Annotated in this window: 12 protein-coding genes; 4 read left to right on the forward strand and 8 right to left on the reverse strand. The window is 56.2% G+C overall.

Translation table 11 applies throughout. The features are described from left to right. Positions 1–2 precede the first annotated feature (2 nt). Complete coding sequence (locus tag WEB54_RS00975; protein WP_368052780.1) at positions 3–1,274, forward strand: multidrug effflux MFS transporter; 1,272 nt, start codon at positions 3–5, stop codon at positions 1,272–1,274. Between the two features lie 70 nt (positions 1,275–1,344). On the opposite strand, the gene WEB54_RS00980 is transcribed toward WEB54_RS00975, so the two are convergent. From WEB54_RS00980 to WEB54_RS01010, 7 genes are all read right to left on the reverse strand, one after another. After that, positions 1,345–1,758 carry a heme-binding protein gene (locus WEB54_RS00980; RefSeq protein WP_368052781.1) on the reverse strand — a complete coding sequence of 138 codons (414 nt, stop codon included), beginning with the start codon at positions 1,756–1,758 and terminating at the stop codon, positions 1,345–1,347. Continuing rightward, positions 1,751–2,653, reverse strand: a complete 903-nt coding sequence (locus WEB54_RS00985; protein WP_368052782.1) for a TauD/TfdA dioxygenase family protein — start codon at positions 2,651–2,653, stop codon at positions 1,751–1,753. Before WEB54_RS00985 ends, WEB54_RS00980 begins: the two co-directional genes overlap by 8 nt. Positions 2,654–2,669: 16 nt before the next feature. Then, positions 2,670–4,673: a TRAP transporter permease gene (locus tag WEB54_RS00990; protein WP_368052783.1), complete on the reverse strand. Its 2,004-nt coding sequence runs from the start codon at positions 4,671–4,673 to the stop codon at positions 2,670–2,672. Between the two features lie 111 nt (positions 4,674–4,784). Further along, a complete protein-coding gene (locus WEB54_RS00995) occupies positions 4,785–6,008 on the reverse strand; it encodes a TAXI family TRAP transporter solute-binding subunit (protein WP_368052784.1) in 1,224 nt (407 codons plus the stop codon). A 95-nt stretch (positions 6,009–6,103) separates the two neighbouring features. Then, complete coding sequence (locus tag WEB54_RS01000) at positions 6,104–6,559, reverse strand: DUF126 domain-containing protein (RefSeq protein ID WP_368052785.1); 456 nt, start codon at positions 6,557–6,559, stop codon at positions 6,104–6,106. Continuing rightward, the gene (locus WEB54_RS01005) at positions 6,559–7,830 is read right to left on the reverse strand and encodes an aconitase X (RefSeq protein ID WP_368052786.1); all 1,272 of its coding nucleotides are present in this window, start codon (positions 7,828–7,830) and stop codon (positions 6,559–6,561) included. Before WEB54_RS01005 ends, WEB54_RS01000 begins: the two co-directional genes overlap by 1 nt. A 16-nt stretch (positions 7,831–7,846) precedes the next feature. Beyond that, complete coding sequence (locus WEB54_RS01010; RefSeq protein WP_368052787.1) at positions 7,847–9,193, reverse strand: FAD-dependent oxidoreductase; 1,347 nt, start codon at positions 9,191–9,193, stop codon at positions 7,847–7,849. Positions 9,194–9,434: 241 nt separating this feature from the next. Here WEB54_RS01010 and WEB54_RS01015 point away from each other — a divergent pair, with 241 nt between their 5' ends. Continuing rightward, a complete protein-coding gene (locus WEB54_RS01015; RefSeq protein WP_368052788.1) occupies positions 9,435–10,352 on the forward strand; it encodes a LysR family transcriptional regulator in 918 nt (305 codons plus the stop codon). A 58-nt stretch (positions 10,353–10,410) separates the two neighbouring features. On the opposite strand, the gene WEB54_RS01020 is transcribed toward WEB54_RS01015, so the two are convergent. Beyond that, the gene (locus tag WEB54_RS01020; RefSeq protein WP_368052789.1) at positions 10,411–12,336 is read right to left on the reverse strand and encodes a bifunctional 2',3'-cyclic-nucleotide 2'-phosphodiesterase/3'-nucleotidase; all 1,926 of its coding nucleotides are present in this window, start codon (positions 12,334–12,336) and stop codon (positions 10,411–10,413) included. Between the two features lie 277 nt (positions 12,337–12,613). On the opposite strand from WEB54_RS01020, the gene WEB54_RS01025 reads away from it, so the two are divergent. Next, positions 12,614–14,083: an AMP-binding protein gene (locus WEB54_RS01025; protein WP_368052790.1), complete on the forward strand. Its 1,470-nt coding sequence runs from the start codon at positions 12,614–12,616 to the stop codon at positions 14,081–14,083. Continuing rightward, positions 14,080–15,216, forward strand: a complete 1,137-nt coding sequence (locus WEB54_RS01030; protein WP_368052791.1) for an acetyl-CoA C-acyltransferase — start codon at positions 14,080–14,082, stop codon at positions 15,214–15,216. The genes WEB54_RS01025 and WEB54_RS01030 overlap by 4 nt, the downstream gene beginning before the upstream one ends. Positions 15,217–15,320 lie beyond the last annotated feature (104 nt).

The raw sequence follows: 15,320 nt of genomic DNA on the forward strand, positions 1-15,320 counted from the left end.
GAATGTCGAACCCGGCCACACCTGATTCACCCGCCGTAACCGCATCAGGCTTATCGCCGCCGTCTTTTCGACTCATAGAATTCGTTGTCCTGTTTGCGCTGCTGACCTCACTGACCGCACTTACCATCGATGCCATTCTTCCGGCGTTTCCAGCCATGGCCGCTAGTTTCTCGGTGACCGATGTTACGGATCTGCAACTGACCATCAGCCTGATGGTACTGGGCATGGTGTTTGGCGAACTGGCGTTTGGCCCACTGGCAGATGCGCGCGGCCGGAAATGGGCGATTGTGACCGGCCTGCTGATTTTTGGCGTCGGCACCCTGATCGCTCTGTTTGCTCAGTCGATGACCGTGCTGCTGATCGGCCGACTGGTGCAGGGGATGGGGGTCGCGGGCTCAAAAATAGGGACGCGCGCCCTGATTCGAGATCAGTTTCAGGGTGATGCCATGGCGCGCATCATGTCCTTCGTGATGATGATATTAATTCTGGTTCCCATGCTGGCCCCGGCTCTGGGCCAACTGATTCTCTGGATCGCCCACTGGCGTGCCATCTTTGTCATGTTGCTGGTGCTCGCACTGACCGCCGGTACCTGGCTGGTTCTGCGACAACCGGAGACGCTGACAGCTGAACGGCGCATCCCCATTCGCCCGGTGACCCTGGCACGCACCACGCTGCGCATTGTGCAGCACCCGCAGGTGATGGCCTATACCCTCGTCGCGGGTCTGGTGTTTGGTTGTCAGGTGGTTTACTTGAGCATTGCCCAGGCGCTGTTTGAAGATCTGTACCAGGCCGGTGCCCGCTTCCCGCTATATTTCGCCATTCTGGCAGCGGGTATCGGCTTGGCGTCTCTGACCAACGGTGCCCTGGTGATGCGCCTGGGGATGTTTCGTCAAACGGTAACCGCCCTGATCGGGATGATGGTGATCAGTGCACTGCTGGCCGGGCTGGCCTGGTTCGGCGATGGCAAGACGTCGTTGCCGGTGTTCCTGTCACTGGGGTTCTGGTTGTTTTTTGGGGTGGGTTTGCTGTTTGGCAATATCAATGCGTTGGCCATGCAGTCGCTGGGTCAGGTGGCGGGGCTGGGTTCATCGATCATCGCCTCGTTTTCCAGTTTGGTCGCGGTAGCAGTATCGTTCGCGGTAGGGCCGTTTTATAACCAGACCCTGTACCCACTGGCTCTGGTATTTTTTGGCGCTGCGGTGATCAGTTTACTATTGGTTATTTTTGCGCGAGGGCGGGATGTTGGGGAGGTAATTCCGTTCAGAACAGGCTGAAAGTTACTATCGATAAACGGCACGAAAAACCTGGTGAACCCGCCAAAAACCAGCTCACCAGGTGGGATGATTATTGGCTGTGTGCCGCCCAATAATCGATGCCTGCCTGTGCGCAAGCCATGTCCTGGTCTGGCGTGCCGGAACTCAGGCCAATACCACCGACGCAAGCATCCCCGGCCCAGACGGGCAAGCCACCGCCAACGACACTAAGCTCGGTATGAATGCCAAACACCAGATTACCCGGTACACAGGCGGCGTTGTATTCATGCGTGGCCTTGCGCGCCGCGCCAGCGGTGTAGGCCTTGTTCTGGGCAACGCTAATGCTGGAGGCTTTGCCTCCGTCCATCCGTTCGAAGGCGATCAGATTACCGGATTCATCGACCACGGCGATGCACATGGGCACGCCGATGTCGTTGGCGTGCCGGCGTGCGCCTTCGATCAGCTTGGCGGCGTCATCAATACCCAGTCGTTTAATATCAAGCATGGGCTGCCTCGCGTTCTTCTGCGGTGAGTTCCGGTGCGTTGATGTCCAGCGTGGTCGCCCGGCGCAATTCGCGCACCTGGCTTAAATTGAAACGACGCCCACGGTGCAGGGTGCACCGATTGTCCCAGATCACCAGATCGTTGGGCTGCCACTTGTGCCGATAACGAAATTCAGGCTGGGTTGCATGTTCCAGCAAGTCGAACAACAGCATACGGCCTTCGGCCAGTGACATACCTTCAACGGCACGGGCATGAGAGCTGACAAACAGCACCTTGCGCCCGGAACCCGGGTGCACCCGAACCATGGGCCAAAGCACCGGTGGAATGGTGGCTTTCTGTTCTTCGGTGTAGTCGGTATCTCCCAGCAAAAAGCGCGAGTGCAGCACGTAATGTTCGGCTTGCAATTGCGCCAATTCAGTTTTCATCGGTTCCGGCAAAGCATCATAGGCAGCTCGCAGATCGGTGTATTCGGTGTCGCCACCATCGCTCGGTATGCGTACCGCCGCTAACATGGAATAGCGGGCGGCCGGGCGCTGAAATGACGAGTCACTGTGCCAGAGTTGGTTGGCAATGTTGCCGACAATTTTTTTGTGGGTGGGTTCAACCACACCGCTGGCATCGTCGGTCACGTTAGACAGATCGGCCAGTTCCGGGTGCTCCAGCCGGTCTTTACGGACCTTGAGTTTTTTCAAACCCATATCCAGCGGACCGAATGATTTGGCCAGGTTCAATTGTTCGGTCTGCGTCAGTGGCTGGTTGCGAAACACCAGCATGCCATATTGGTCCATGCCCGCGTTAATGGCGTCGATCATGTCTTGCGTGAGTGGTTGACTCAGATCGACACCACTGGCTTCGCCACCCAGATGTTTGCTTAAAGGTTTAATAGACAGTGTCATTATGCATTCCTCTTACTTAACCGTGGTTCACTTGAACCTGAGGTTTGGCTGAATGGATTTTAGAACCGGGTCTGGATAGATAGGTCTCCGGCAATTGAGCCCAGGGCTTTAACAGCAGCGTCAGGGTCACCATGGTAAAACCGATCAGCGTGGAGATGGCTTCCGGAAAACCAATTAACAGACCACCGACAATTAATACCGTTCTCGCCCAGGCACGAACCCGCCCGTATTTGAACAGATAGCCTTCAGAGCCTCCGGCGATCAGCACAATGGCGATGATGTTCATGGTCAGCCAGATCGCGGTCAGATGCAGCGGCCCCTGGAAAATAAGCGCTGGTTCGAACAGGAAGAAGATCGGGATGAAGTACAGCACAATGCCCAGTCGGGCAGCGTGCATGCTGGTCCGGATCGGGTCTGAATCACTGATGCGCGACGCCAGAAACGCCGCCAGTGCCACCGGGGGTGTAATGGCCGCCAGAGTTGCGTAATAGGCAATGAACAGGTGGATAGCCAGCGTATTGAGACCTGCCATTTGTTCCAGGGCCGGGGCAAGCGTCAGGGCGAGCATCAGATAGGCCGCGACAATCATGCCGAGCATGCCGAAGATGATGCACACGCCAACACCAATGGCGAGCACAATCACCACACTGCCACCGCCCATGCGAACCAGTTCGGAGGCAATAACCGGGGCAACGCCGGTTGCCATCAGACCACCCAGAATAAAGGCGGTCGGTAACAGCAGCCCCATGGTCTGGCTGAGCATTTTACCGATCTGAAAAATCACACCGGGAATTTTCCGGGGGCTGATGCGCAGCTCTTTTTTGAAGGTTGTAAGGATGATCAGCAACGCAGAGGCATAAAAGGGCGCGAGTCGTTCAAGGCGTAACACCACCAGCGCATACACCAGAAAACCGAGCACAATAATAAAGGGCCAGCCTTCCAGCACGGTATCGCGTAACCTGGGCAGGTCTTCCTGGTCCATGCCCTGAATGTTGTTGCGCGAAGCATAGCCATGCACATGCACATACAAGCCGAAGAAGTACAGGGCACTCGGGATAATAGCCGCGATGACGATCACACCGTATTCGGTGTTGGTAAAGTCAGCCATGATGAAGGCGACCGCCCCCATGACCGGTGGCATCAACATGCCGCCGGTCGAAGCACAGGCTTCCAGTGCACCCGCATAGTGGCCGGGAAAACCGGCTTTTTTCATGCTGGGGATAGTGACTGAGCCGGTGCTAACCACGTTACCGAAAATGCTGCCACTCAGGCTGCCAAAAAAACCACTGGCCAGCACTGAGACTTTGGCCGGGCCACCGCGTGCGCGACCCATCATTGCCATGGCAAGTTTCAGGAAGAAATCGGCCGCCCCGGTGGCAACCAGAAGTGCTGCGAGAATCAGGAAACCGATGATGGTTTCGGCGACAACCCGGGTCACAATGCCCAGCATGGCATCGCCGGAGTAGACGTTGAAGGCAATGGTACGCGCCAGTGTTGTTGGCGGCCCCCACAGCATACCGGGCATGTAGTCGGCGTAAACGGGATACAAACCCAGAATTAAAACGATGGTTAAAAAGATCATACCGCCAGAACGGCGTGCCGTGTCCAGAATCAACACGAAGATGGCGCTGGCGACCCAGAGTTGCCAGGGTTCACCGACCGGGACCCAGGTCTGAAACACCAGGTTTCGACCCTGATAGGCCATCAACATGGTCAGGCCAAAAATAGCCAATGCCGGTAGGTAGCTCAGCCAGCTGGCTTTTATTTCGCGCTTGTGAGCAGGCAGGAGCAGAAAGGCCACAGGCAGGTACATGGCCATTAATAAAAAGTAATAGGTCACATCCAACAGTGGGATGATGCCAAAAATATACACAACGGCGAGTACTGCCCCGGCACCGGACATGGCCAGCAACAGAAAGCGGACAAACGCCGGCATCGACTCATAGCGTTCCTGAGTCCGGTCGACGTACTCGTCCGGAATCTTCGCAGCAATGGTCGGATCATCAAATTGAGAAGTCATGGCCTTGGGGCCTCCACCTTTCTTGTTCGGAGTCGTTGGCCTGATCCGGGGATGCAGGCCAACAGAAACAGTCAGGTCTTCCCGGTAGACGAGAAGACCTCAGCTACAAGGTTATTTAATTTCCGAAACCATGGTGCCGTACGCCTTGTCATGACCGCGTTCGGCGCGGTAGTCGGCCCAGAACTGCACCCATTCATCTTCACCTGCAGCGACGCGGACGCCTTCCGCTTCGGCAGCGGCGATGGCGTCATGAAACATCTGCTCACGTGCAACCGCCAATTCAACCAATGCATCCTGACGCGTCTGGTAGGCGTCGGTCCAGAGGCCTTTTTCTTCCAGGTAGCGAATGGCACCTTCATGCAGGGGCTGCAGATGACCTTCGTTCAGGAAGTTGACCATGTTGCTGACCGTCATCATGTGCGCATGGGTAAAGTCGTCTTTGTAGCTGTCGTGGTTAACGTCCATCCACTTGTACAGCTGGTAGACGAACTCTTCGTCTTCATCGGCGCGAACATGGTTGGTCTGGTAGGCATGATCCATACGAATGCCTTTGGCCGACGTAACACCTGCTTCGGTTTCTGCCGGAACATACCCGGTATGCAGCGCACGATAGCGGGCATAGGCTTCAGGGTCTTCAGATGCTTCAGGCAGTTCCAGCCAACGAATGCCATTTGGGCCGGCTTCCGCTTCGTAGCTCGGGCCCGACAGCGGTGAGGTAAAGGCAACGTCGGCCCGACCCTCAGCCACGATGGCGGTATTGGCTCCGTAGTTACCCACTTCAACCAACGTTACGTCATCGTGATCGAGATCCAGATAGGCCAGCAGTGCATCGACGCCCACCAACAGAAACGACGAACTGGCGGCATAGGCGATGCGTGTGCCGGGGCCAATGTCGTGAATGCTTTCTATGTCGGAGTCACCGCGAACCATGTAACCCCAGGGGGTAACCATGTTGACGTTCACAACACGGGTATCGGCGGGGCCAGCATTTTTGGCAGCGAAGCCTTCAACACCATCCATTTGGTCGAAGTAATCGGAGGCCTGCAACATCGCAATACGGCCTTCACCGGTTTCCAGCCAGCTTGAACGAGAGAAACCATTTGGCCCTGGCAGTACCCGGGAGCGTGATTGGGTTTGTGCCGAAAATTCAGAGGTCCAGGCCACGGCCAATGAATGGTTGGCGGTGCCAACGATGGGGGTTATGACGTTGAAAAATCGCGGCCATTCATATGTATCTTCGGCGGCGGCTGTCTGGCTCACCCCGAACAATAATGTGCCTGCAACCAGTGCACTGCTGCTGATTACTCCGAGACTTCTTATTGTTTTCCGGAACATGGGTTTCCCCTCTCTTAGTTGTTGTATAAACCCCGGTAACAGGGTTGGTTACGTGCGTGGTGACTCCGTTCCTGTTCACTCCAATCGTGATGCGTTCAGGCGGGTTTTTCGCCTTTGGTAATTCGAATTTCTCCGGCATCGGCGTCGACTTCAACCCAGTCGCCGGTTTGAATATGCTCGAACGGGTCCCGTTCAAAATCGGTCATGGCCGGTACCCGGGTAACCACAGCACCCAATGCCATCTTAGTGGTCATGCGGGTAAACAGCATGGCGGCCGGTGACACGCCATTCAGACGTGTCATATGAAAGAAAGCTGACCAGCCCGATGACCCTTTGGCTCCGGGGAACAGCAGTATCTTCCCAGCAAACGACTGACCAACCAGTTCATGACGACGTTCAATCACAGTGCCTTCGCGTTCGTTAATGCCGCCCCAGCCGGAAATGGTTTCACGGGTGACCAGTGCCTCACCAGAGACCTTACCTTTAACAACCGTTCGACCTTTGATGACAATGGTCCGCGTTGGCTGTGGGTTGACTGATTGATCGCTCATCACACTCTCCCTTGCCATTGTCCGGAAATGGCCGCCCTGACACAGTCAGTTACCGAACCAAACCAGCCCTGAACATTGGCAATGGCGGGTAAGTAGTGGGCTTGCTTGGCGGAATCTGTTGCGATGACCCGGACACCCTTGGGCAAGCGGCGTGATATGGCCGGGCAAGTATCGCTCATCACCACGGCACCGGCAGCCTCGATGGCGCGAAGGTAGCCGTTGCGTTCAGCAACCTGTTTGATGGCACGCGGTGTATGGACCCACAGAGCGGTGTCCGGGTGGATGCGTTTGCCGCGTAACAATTCTGCGATCAACGCCATCTGTTCGATCGAATTGTGTGGGCAGCCGAGCATGATGAAATCCACTTTGCGGTCGGTTGCACTTTGCAATTTCATGTACATGGCTTCACGTTCTTTGTGACCGTAATGAATGGTCTTGACCGCCTTGTGTGGACCAAAGGCTTCGGCCAGGGTATTGGCTTCGGTAGTAATCCCCGGGATGTGGTAAAGCTCAACGCCACCGGAAGAGGCTGCTGCCGCACCAAAATGCTTGAGCTTGACCATGTTTGGATGGTGTGCAATGTTGTTCAGAACAGGTTTGTTCTCTTCGACTTGCTCGCCGACAAAGTAGCCGAGTAATCCCCAATCCATCATGTCATCGACGGCTATATCGACTTCGATCAAATGCGTACCAAAACGGTTTTCCGGCAAGTGATAACCCCAGTAGGGAATACGCCCGGTCAGAGCGGCGGCGCCGGTACTTTCCTTGCCTTCCACGTTAGTTCGGGCACCCAGAACTGAATTGCAATAGATGACTGCGGACGATTCCATCCAGGCACAGTGTTCCCCCTTAATGGGAACATTGCCGACCTGATAGGGCGTGCAGGTCGCGCACATATTGACGCCGCGTTCGCCAAGGTAGGCTTCTGAATCGCGTTGCATCTGAACCAGGCTTTCATCGGCCCCCTGAAGGGCCCAATTGTCGTTATCGATACCGGTGATCAGTTGCCAGGTGTTGACCGCCATGTGGGGTATTTCCACGATTTCATCGCTGTCGAGATTGAGTTCGGAATAAACCGCATCGAAGCCTTTATCGACAATGCGCTTAACCGAAGGTGTTGAGGCGTTAAAAGCGCCGGCGACGTTATTGGTTTCCACCAGGCGCTCGGCACCGACCGCTTCGCCATACCGGACCAGCAAGTCCATCGCAGCGGCTTTTGCCCGGCCGTTAACACCGTCGAGCATGGCTTTTTCAAAATCCGTTAATTGCATCAGCGGGTCTCCGGAATCAGGATGCCAGGACAGGGTTAGCCAGTTGTTCTGCTGTCCAGCGATAGTGTTGTTTCTCAACGTTGTCGTGGACTCGCTTGCGCAATTCATCACAATCGATGTTGTGCACATTGCCCTCTACCGCCAGATCCAGTGCGTGCGCAGCGGCCATGCCCATGGCAATACAGGGGCCCATGACTCTTACACTCGACAGGGCGGCTGAATCGGCGTCGATGCAACGCCCGGCGGCGACCACGTTCTCACAGGTTTTGGGAATCAGGCTGCCCAGTGGCACGTAGTGAACATGATCTTCGTCAAAGGTAATCCAGTGATGACCATCGCCATGGTCGTGCAATTCGATCGGCCAGGCGGTGCGGGCAATGGCATCGTCAAACTTTTTGCCAGTCTTCAGTTCTTCTACCGTCAGGTGGTGCTGACCGACAATCCAGCGAGTCTGGCGAATACCCGGTAAACCGAACGAGCGAATTCGGGACTGGCCAAAGCAAGCCGGAAATTCTTTCTTCAGAAAGTCGACGGCAATGGACGCCTGGTGTTTGCCTTCCAATGCCTTTTGTGATGCCGCGACCGGTTCAAGCGGTGTTTCAATATGGGTCATATTCATCGCCGCGATACCCCGGCCCGGTATGGTAAAACCGAGCCCCTCGCGGCGGAGCAAACCATACTCATCGCCTTTTTCTTTCATACGCTGGCCAATTTCATCGCGCGTCGGCTGCTGGCTCTCGTCGATGTTTTCCAACACTACCATCTGGGTTCCGAAAACGGTCTGCTTTTCCGGCTCACGGCATTCAAACCCTGCGTTCCACAGCAGGGCTGCATCGCCACTGGCATCGACAAAGCCGTCTGCCTCGACGGTGATGGCACCATAGCGCGTCATAAAATCAACACTCCTGATGCGCGCCTCTTCGACTTTGCACTCGAGAATCATCGCGCCCATCACCGGGGTGATGTTCGCGTTCAAAATACTTTCTTCCACCCAGCGGCCCAGTGCGACTTCATCGTAGTAAACCACGGTGGTACGTGGGCCATTGCGGTAGTGAATCGCCTGATCCTGTTCGGCCAGGTAATTCATGATGTCGTCGGCTATGCCATAGGTGAACTGATAGCCATGGGTGCCATTTGAGAAAAGTCCGCAGAAGGTGGCGATAATGGAATTAACCGCCTGGCCGCCCAGGGCTGGCTGGCTATCGACCATTACGACCTTTTTACCCAGTTTTGCCGCTTCCAGAGCAGCAGACATACCGGCAATGCCTGCGCCAACGACACAGACATCGGCGGTGATTTTCTGGAACGGTGCGTTGTTTTCTTTCTGTACGACACGCGTTTCAGTACTGGGGGTGTCTGCCATTCTGATTCTCCTCTGATGGTGTTTTGAACATCCCGGCTTTCCCGAAGGGAGCGGCACTCGTGCGGCGCGGCGGTCTGTTGCAATCTGGGTGGTTGCCCGTCTTATTCTTGTTGGGAAACCCTATGACCCTGAGATTAGGCCGATCTGACTCCTGGAAAAACCGTTAAATCAAGACAGCACCTTTCGCGTTTTGCGAAAACTGACATAAGATCAGTACTGACTTACATGCCCCGGAGCAATCATGGATACGCTGGATAACATCAAAACCTTCCTGTCCGTCGTGCGTACCGGCAGTTTCTCGGCGGCTGGCCGGGAGTTGGATATCGTGCCTTCGGTCGTCACCAAACGGATTAACCAGCTTGAACATCAATTGAAAGCAACGTTGTTTATTCGTTCGACGCGGAAACTGGAACTGACTGATACCGGTGAGCGTTATTACCCGCGATTTCTCAGTATTGTAAATGAAGTGGATGAAGCATTTCGCGACGTGGCTAGCACCAAGTCACGCATTGAAGAGCACTTGCGCATCAAGTGTCCAACGACCTTGACGGTGATGTTTTTCGGCAGAATTTTTACCGCTTTTCAGAAAGCCTACCCGGGGGTTCGGTTGGACCTGGTGCTGATGGACCGGTCTGTAAACCCGGTAGAAGAAGGGTTTGATATCGCCATCGGAGCCTTGCCTTCGTCTTACACCAATGTCGCAGACTTACCATTGTGCCGGATGCCGCGTGTAGTCGTTGCCTCACGGGGGTATGTGGAAAAATACGGCGAACCTAAACATCCGCGGGATTTGTTGAATCACCAGTGTCTGTCGTTTCTGGCAACGGGCAACAGCTGGTTTTTTGAAGGCCCGAGCGGATCGATCAACATCAACGTTCATCCAAGCCTGACGGTTAATGATAGCCTAGTATTACTCGATGCTGTGAAGGACGACCTGGGCATTGCAGTATTACCGCGACATATTGTCTTGCCGCAACTGGAAAGTGGTTGCATACAGGCCATTATGAGTGACTTTCCGGTCAGCGACCTTTGGGTTAAGGCGCTGGTACCCGAGAACCGGCAGAGCAATCCTGCGGTAAAGGCAGCGATTCAGTGGTTGCAGGCTGCAACCCAGCCGCTTGCGCCCTGGGATCGGCCAGATGATGAAACGTTAAGATAAAAGGGGCATCCATGCCCCATCTGCAGGTGCGTCGTAGTTACCTTAAAAAAGTGAGCGATCAGTTAAAGGTAAACACCCGGAAACCTGCGTCGTCCAGTTCGCCTGGCGCCATGTTATCGGCCGCCAGTTCCTCGGCCTTGGGAGAGGTTTTGAACACAACCTCAGCATCGCTCCAATCAGCAAACTGCCAGTTGTTATCGGCCGAGGGATTAAAGGTGCCCTGTGACAGCAGATAATTGGCAATTACATCGCGGTTTTTGTCCGGTGCGTCAATCACTACTGTGCTGCCATCGAGGCCCGGGAAACTGCCCCCGCCACCGGCACGGTAGTTGTTGGTGGCGATCAGAAATTCCTGATCCGGGTTGATCGGTTCACCGTCAAACATGACATTAACAATGCGATGCTCGTCGTTGATGACCTCGCCGTCATTGTTGTAACGCGGTGGCACGGTCACATCAATGTGGTAGCTGATGCCGTCGATCACATCGAAGTTGTAGGTCGGGAAGCTGTCGTTGACCAGCGGCTGTGCTCCATTGGTATCGGGGTCGATGGTGTTGAACTGACCCGCTGAACGTTCCAGCCACTCGATGACCTGCTCGCCCGTCAGTTTGACCACTTTCAGATCATTCGGATAGATATAAAGGTCGGCGACGTTCTTCAGTGCAATGTCACCGGCCGGTACATCGGTGTAGTAATCAGGGCCGCCGCGACCACCAGCCTTGAAGGGTGCTGCTGCTGACAGGATAGGCAGATCTTCGAGTTCAGTTCCACGAACGATGTTTTCCACGTACCAGCTTTGAGCGTTGTTCACGACCTGGACGGAGGGGTCATCCTGAACCACGGCAAAGTAGCTGTTGATGCTGGCGGTGGTTTCGCCGACTCGTTGCGCCATGTAATCGAGCGTGTCGCGGTGATCGTTGTCGACGGCATCCAGTATGGCCTGAACCGGCTCGACCAGTGCAACGGTTTCGCCGTTCTCGCGGCTGTAAATGGGCCGGGCTTCACTGCGGCTGCTGGCGACTTGCCAGTTACCGGCCTCACCTTCAAGGGTCAGGTCAATGATACCCAGGTGGCTGCCCCAGAATCCGGGCATAACCGCTGGCACATCAAAGATCTTGCCAGTCTCGTTGTTCACATTGTCCATGTTGTCGTAGGCAGGGTTGCCAGGGAATACCGCATGGGCGTGGCCGAACATAATGGCGTCGATGCCTTCAACCTGAGCCAGATGCCAGGTGGCGTTTTCTTCCATACCCTGACGGGCGGCATCCGATAAACCACTGTGTGGAATGGCGACAATGATGTCAGCTCCTTCAGCTTTCATCTGGGGTACAAAGCGTTCAGCGGTTGTGACCATATCCTGGGCCACGACCAGGCCTTCCAGGTTGTCTTTATCCCAGTTCATGATCTGCGGCGGGACAAAACCGATGTAGCCAATGCGCAGATCATGCGGTTGACCGGCACTGTCGATTACGGTTTTTTCCTGGATCAGATACGGCTCAAAATAAGGCTGGTCACTGCCATCACCCAGGTCGACCATGACGTTGGATGAAATGTACGGGAAGTTGGCGCCGCTCAGTGCCTTGACCAGAAAATCCAGACCAAAATTGAATTCGTGGTTACCGATGTTGCCGACATCGTAGTCGAGCAGGTTCATGGCTTTGTAGGCCGGGTGGGTTTCGCCGAAGCGCAACACGTCGCCCTTGGCGACATAATCACCCAGGGGGTTGCCCTGGATCAGGTCGCCGTTGTCGACCAGAACACTGTTGTCGCGTTCATTGCGGGCGGCGTTGATCAGGGCGGCAGTTCGGGCGAGGCCGACGGTGACGTTCTGACTGTCGGTGTAATAATCGTAATCGACGATGTGCATGTGGATGTCGGTGGTTTCCATCAGTCGCAGTTCGATGGTGGCGGCCGACGCCGTCGACATGGCCAGCAGGCCGGTTCCGAGGCCAACAGCCCCAATACTGATCAGTAGCTTATTCATGGTGTGCATCCTCTTTATTTCAGCGAGCTCGATGACAATATCGAGAAACTTCACTTTATTGTTGTTGGACGGTGTTTTTATGACAGTCACGACAAAGTGTCATTATTCTGTAATAAATTGACCGTTAGGTCAGTATAGAGGAGCTGATGAATCACACAACACGCCCATACATTTTTTTAGCCAGGCCAATCCTGTCGATGACGATTAGACCCAGGCGCCCGGTAGCGGCTGGAAATCTGATAAAGTACGTGCAGTCCTGGTTTGGAGTGGTGGTGCAATGGGCATCGATGCGGGTTTTGTTGGAGCGACGTTAACGGATTGGGCTGTTGAACAGCCCGGCTCGATAGCACTGCATTGTCAGCAGCGATCGATACGCTGGGCCGACCTGCATCGGCAGGTCGAGCATCTGGCTGCGTGCCTGTTTCGGGAATGCGGTGACCATCGCGCCATCGCACTGGACTTGGCTGACCCGTTGCGCCTGGTTGTCGCTTTTCTGGCCGTTGGCCGGTCCGGAAACCGGGCGCTGGTGCTGGATACCGCCTGGCCCGACGCTCAACGCGATGAAATTGAGCGTCAGACAATGCCTGATCTGGTCTTGAACACTGTTCTATTCGATCAGTGGCTCGCAGCAACCGGGCAAGCTGGCCTGGCAGTTCCCAAACCAACAGCCGATCAGCCGTTTTACGTCGGCTTCACTTCCGGATCGACCGGTATGCCCAAGGGTTACCGGCGCAGCCATGCTTCCTGGCTGGCCAGTTTTGACGTCAGTCGGGCGCTGTTTGCGCTGCAACCGGGTGATTGTGTGATGGCGCCGGGCAGTCTGGCCACATCGCTGCATCTGTATGGCGTGATACAGGCGTTGCATGCCGGAATCGGTGTGGTGCTGGTGCCGCAATTCCGGCCGCGGTCGGTGTTGCAGGCCATTGAGGAACAGGGCGTCACAGCGTTGTACGGTACGCCAACCCAGATCAAACTGCTGCTGCACAGCGCCGAGCGCTATGCCATTGCGCCGGCACATACCGTGCGCCACCTGATCATCAGCGGGGCCAAATGGCCGGATGACACCCGCCAGGCGCTGCGTCAGCCATTCCCCAACGCCGAACTGACAGAATTTTACGGTACTTCGGAAATGAGCTTTATTGCCCTGCACAATGAGCAGTCCAGAGCGCCGGTCGGGTCTGTTGGTCGGGCTGTGCCCGGTGTTGAGGTGCGCATAGGTGCGTCGGCGTCGACACCACTGGCAACGGGTGAGCGAGGTCGGATCTGGGTGCGCAGTGCCCTGGTATTCGACGGTTACGAGTGCGGTGGCGGTGATGAAATTGCCCGCGATGGGGATTGGCTAACTGTTGGCGACCACGGTTATCTGGACAAGGAGGGCTTTTTGTACCTGGTCGGTCGGGAGAAACGCATGATCGTCAGCAGCGGCCTGAATCTCTACCCGGAGGAAGTCGAGGCCTGGCTGGTGCAACATCCGGCGGTGACCCAGGCGGCCTTGCTGGGGGTGCCGGATGAGCTGCGCGGTTACCGGATAGTGGCGGTGATTCAGACCGATGAAACGAACGTGCTTACCGATTCATTGCGACAGCATTGCCGGCATCGCTTTCCCGCCTCCCAGCTACCGAAAGACTGGTATTTCCTGGAACATTGGCCACTGACCAACAGTGGTAAAACCGATTTTGTCGCACTTGAGCGCTGGCTCAGGGTTGTTCAGGCCGGAATCGGCCCCGACAAGGCGATTCCGTCATGAGCGCTGCGGTGTATCTGGTCGCGGCCCGAAGAACGCCAGTGGCACCGGTAAAAGGCGCTTTCAAGGCGCTGTCGGTCAGCGACCTGGCGGTGCCAGTGATCCAGGCTGTACTGTCGGATGTGGGCTTTAACCCGGCTGATATCGACCAGGTAATGCTCGGTAACGCCTTGTACGGCGGCGGGAATCCGGCCCGGTTAATTGCGCTGGCCGCTGGATTACCCGAATTCGTTCCGGCGCTTACCCTGGATACCCAATGCTGTTCCGGTTTGGACGCCTTGCGACTGGGTGCTCAGGCAATTGCCAGTGGACAGGCGGATGTGGTGCTGGCTGGCGGTGTGGAGAGCACCAGTCGGCGGGCCATACGCCACCATCGTCCGCTTAGCCCGGATTCTGAACCGCTCGGATACGAGCGACCGGCGTTCACGCCCTGGCCGGACCGTGATCCGGACATGGCCGACAGTGCTGCGCGTCTGGCCCATGAGCAGGGTATTACGTTGCTGCAGCAAAACGCCTGGGCGATGGATAGCCATGCGAAGGCATTGGCGGCACAAAGCCGGCTGGCCGGTGAATGCGTAGAGCTGGCAGGCCTGGCTGTGGATGCAGCCACCCGGCCATTGACGCAGCGGCTGGCCAGTCGCACACCGAAGATAGCTCACTGGCAGTCGGGAGAAATCAACGTCGCCGGCACGGCCTTACAGGCGGATGCGGCGGCTGTGTGTCTGCTGGTTAGTCAGACTATGCTAACCCGTCTGCCCGCCGGGACCCGAGCCATGCGCTGGGTAGCCGATATCAGCGGCGGTGGCCCGGCCGACTCGCCTCCCTGGGCCATCGTGCCGGTCGTACAAAGGCTGTTTGAACGCAACGGGTTAAGCGCCGACCACTTCCACCGCATCGAACTTATGGAAGCCTACGCCGTGCAAGCCATCGTCAATGCCCACCAGTTGGGCCTACCGCTGAACAAAGTAAATCAGGGCGGTGGCGCTCTGGCCCGAGGCCACCCCATTGGTGCCTCGGGTGCCATTCTGGCGGTCAGGGCCTACCACGAGATGGCGTTGGCTCCCAAGGGCAGCCTCGCCCTGGCGGCTATCGCCGCTGCAGGTGGATTGGCCAGTTCGGTTGTCCTGGAGGCTTAGTTTGGGTTTGTGGCAGTCGCTCGTGTTGGCCACCGGGTAGGCCTATCTGGGGTCGGCGTGGATCCGTCCATGGAGCCTAGACCGCAGCATCCATGCTGCGGACT

It is taken from the genome of Saccharospirillum sp., from assembly GCF_040881935.1.
In the GTDB taxonomy this organism is placed as follows: Bacteria; Pseudomonadota; Gammaproteobacteria; order Pseudomonadales; family Natronospirillaceae; genus Saccharospirillum.

Coding starts and splice junctions, on each gene's coding strand:
- WEB54_RS00975 (WP_368052780.1), top strand. CDS start 3: ATGTCGAACCCGGCCACACCTGATTCACCCGCCGTAACCGCATCAGGC.
- WEB54_RS00980 (WP_368052781.1), bottom strand. CDS start 1,758: ATGCTTGATATTAAACGACTGGGTATTGATGACGCCGCCAAGCTGATC.
- WEB54_RS00985 (WP_368052782.1), bottom strand. CDS start 2,653: ATGACACTGTCTATTAAACCTTTAAGCAAACATCTGGGTGGCGAAGCC.
- WEB54_RS00990 (WP_368052783.1), bottom strand. CDS start 4,673: ATGACTTCTCAATTTGATGATCCGACCATTGCTGCGAAGATTCCGGAC.
- WEB54_RS00995 (WP_368052784.1), bottom strand. CDS start 6,008: ATGTTCCGGAAAACAATAAGAAGTCTCGGAGTAATCAGCAGCAGTGCA.
- WEB54_RS01000 (WP_368052785.1), bottom strand. CDS start 6,559: ATGAGCGATCAATCAGTCAACCCACAGCCAACGCGGACCATTGTCATC.
- WEB54_RS01005 (WP_368052786.1), bottom strand. CDS start 7,830: ATGCAATTAACGGATTTTGAAAAAGCCATGCTCGACGGTGTTAACGGC.
- WEB54_RS01010 (WP_368052787.1), bottom strand. CDS start 9,193: ATGGCAGACACCCCCAGTACTGAAACGCGTGTCGTACAGAAAGAAAAC.
- WEB54_RS01015 (WP_368052788.1), top strand. CDS start 9,435: ATGGATACGCTGGATAACATCAAAACCTTCCTGTCCGTCGTGCGTACC.
- WEB54_RS01020 (WP_368052789.1), bottom strand. CDS start 12,336: ATGAATAAGCTACTGATCAGTATTGGGGCTGTTGGCCTCGGAACCGGC.
- WEB54_RS01025 (WP_368052790.1), top strand. CDS start 12,614: ATGGGCATCGATGCGGGTTTTGTTGGAGCGACGTTAACGGATTGGGCT.
- WEB54_RS01030 (WP_368052791.1), top strand. CDS start 14,080: ATGAGCGCTGCGGTGTATCTGGTCGCGGCCCGAAGAACGCCAGTGGCA.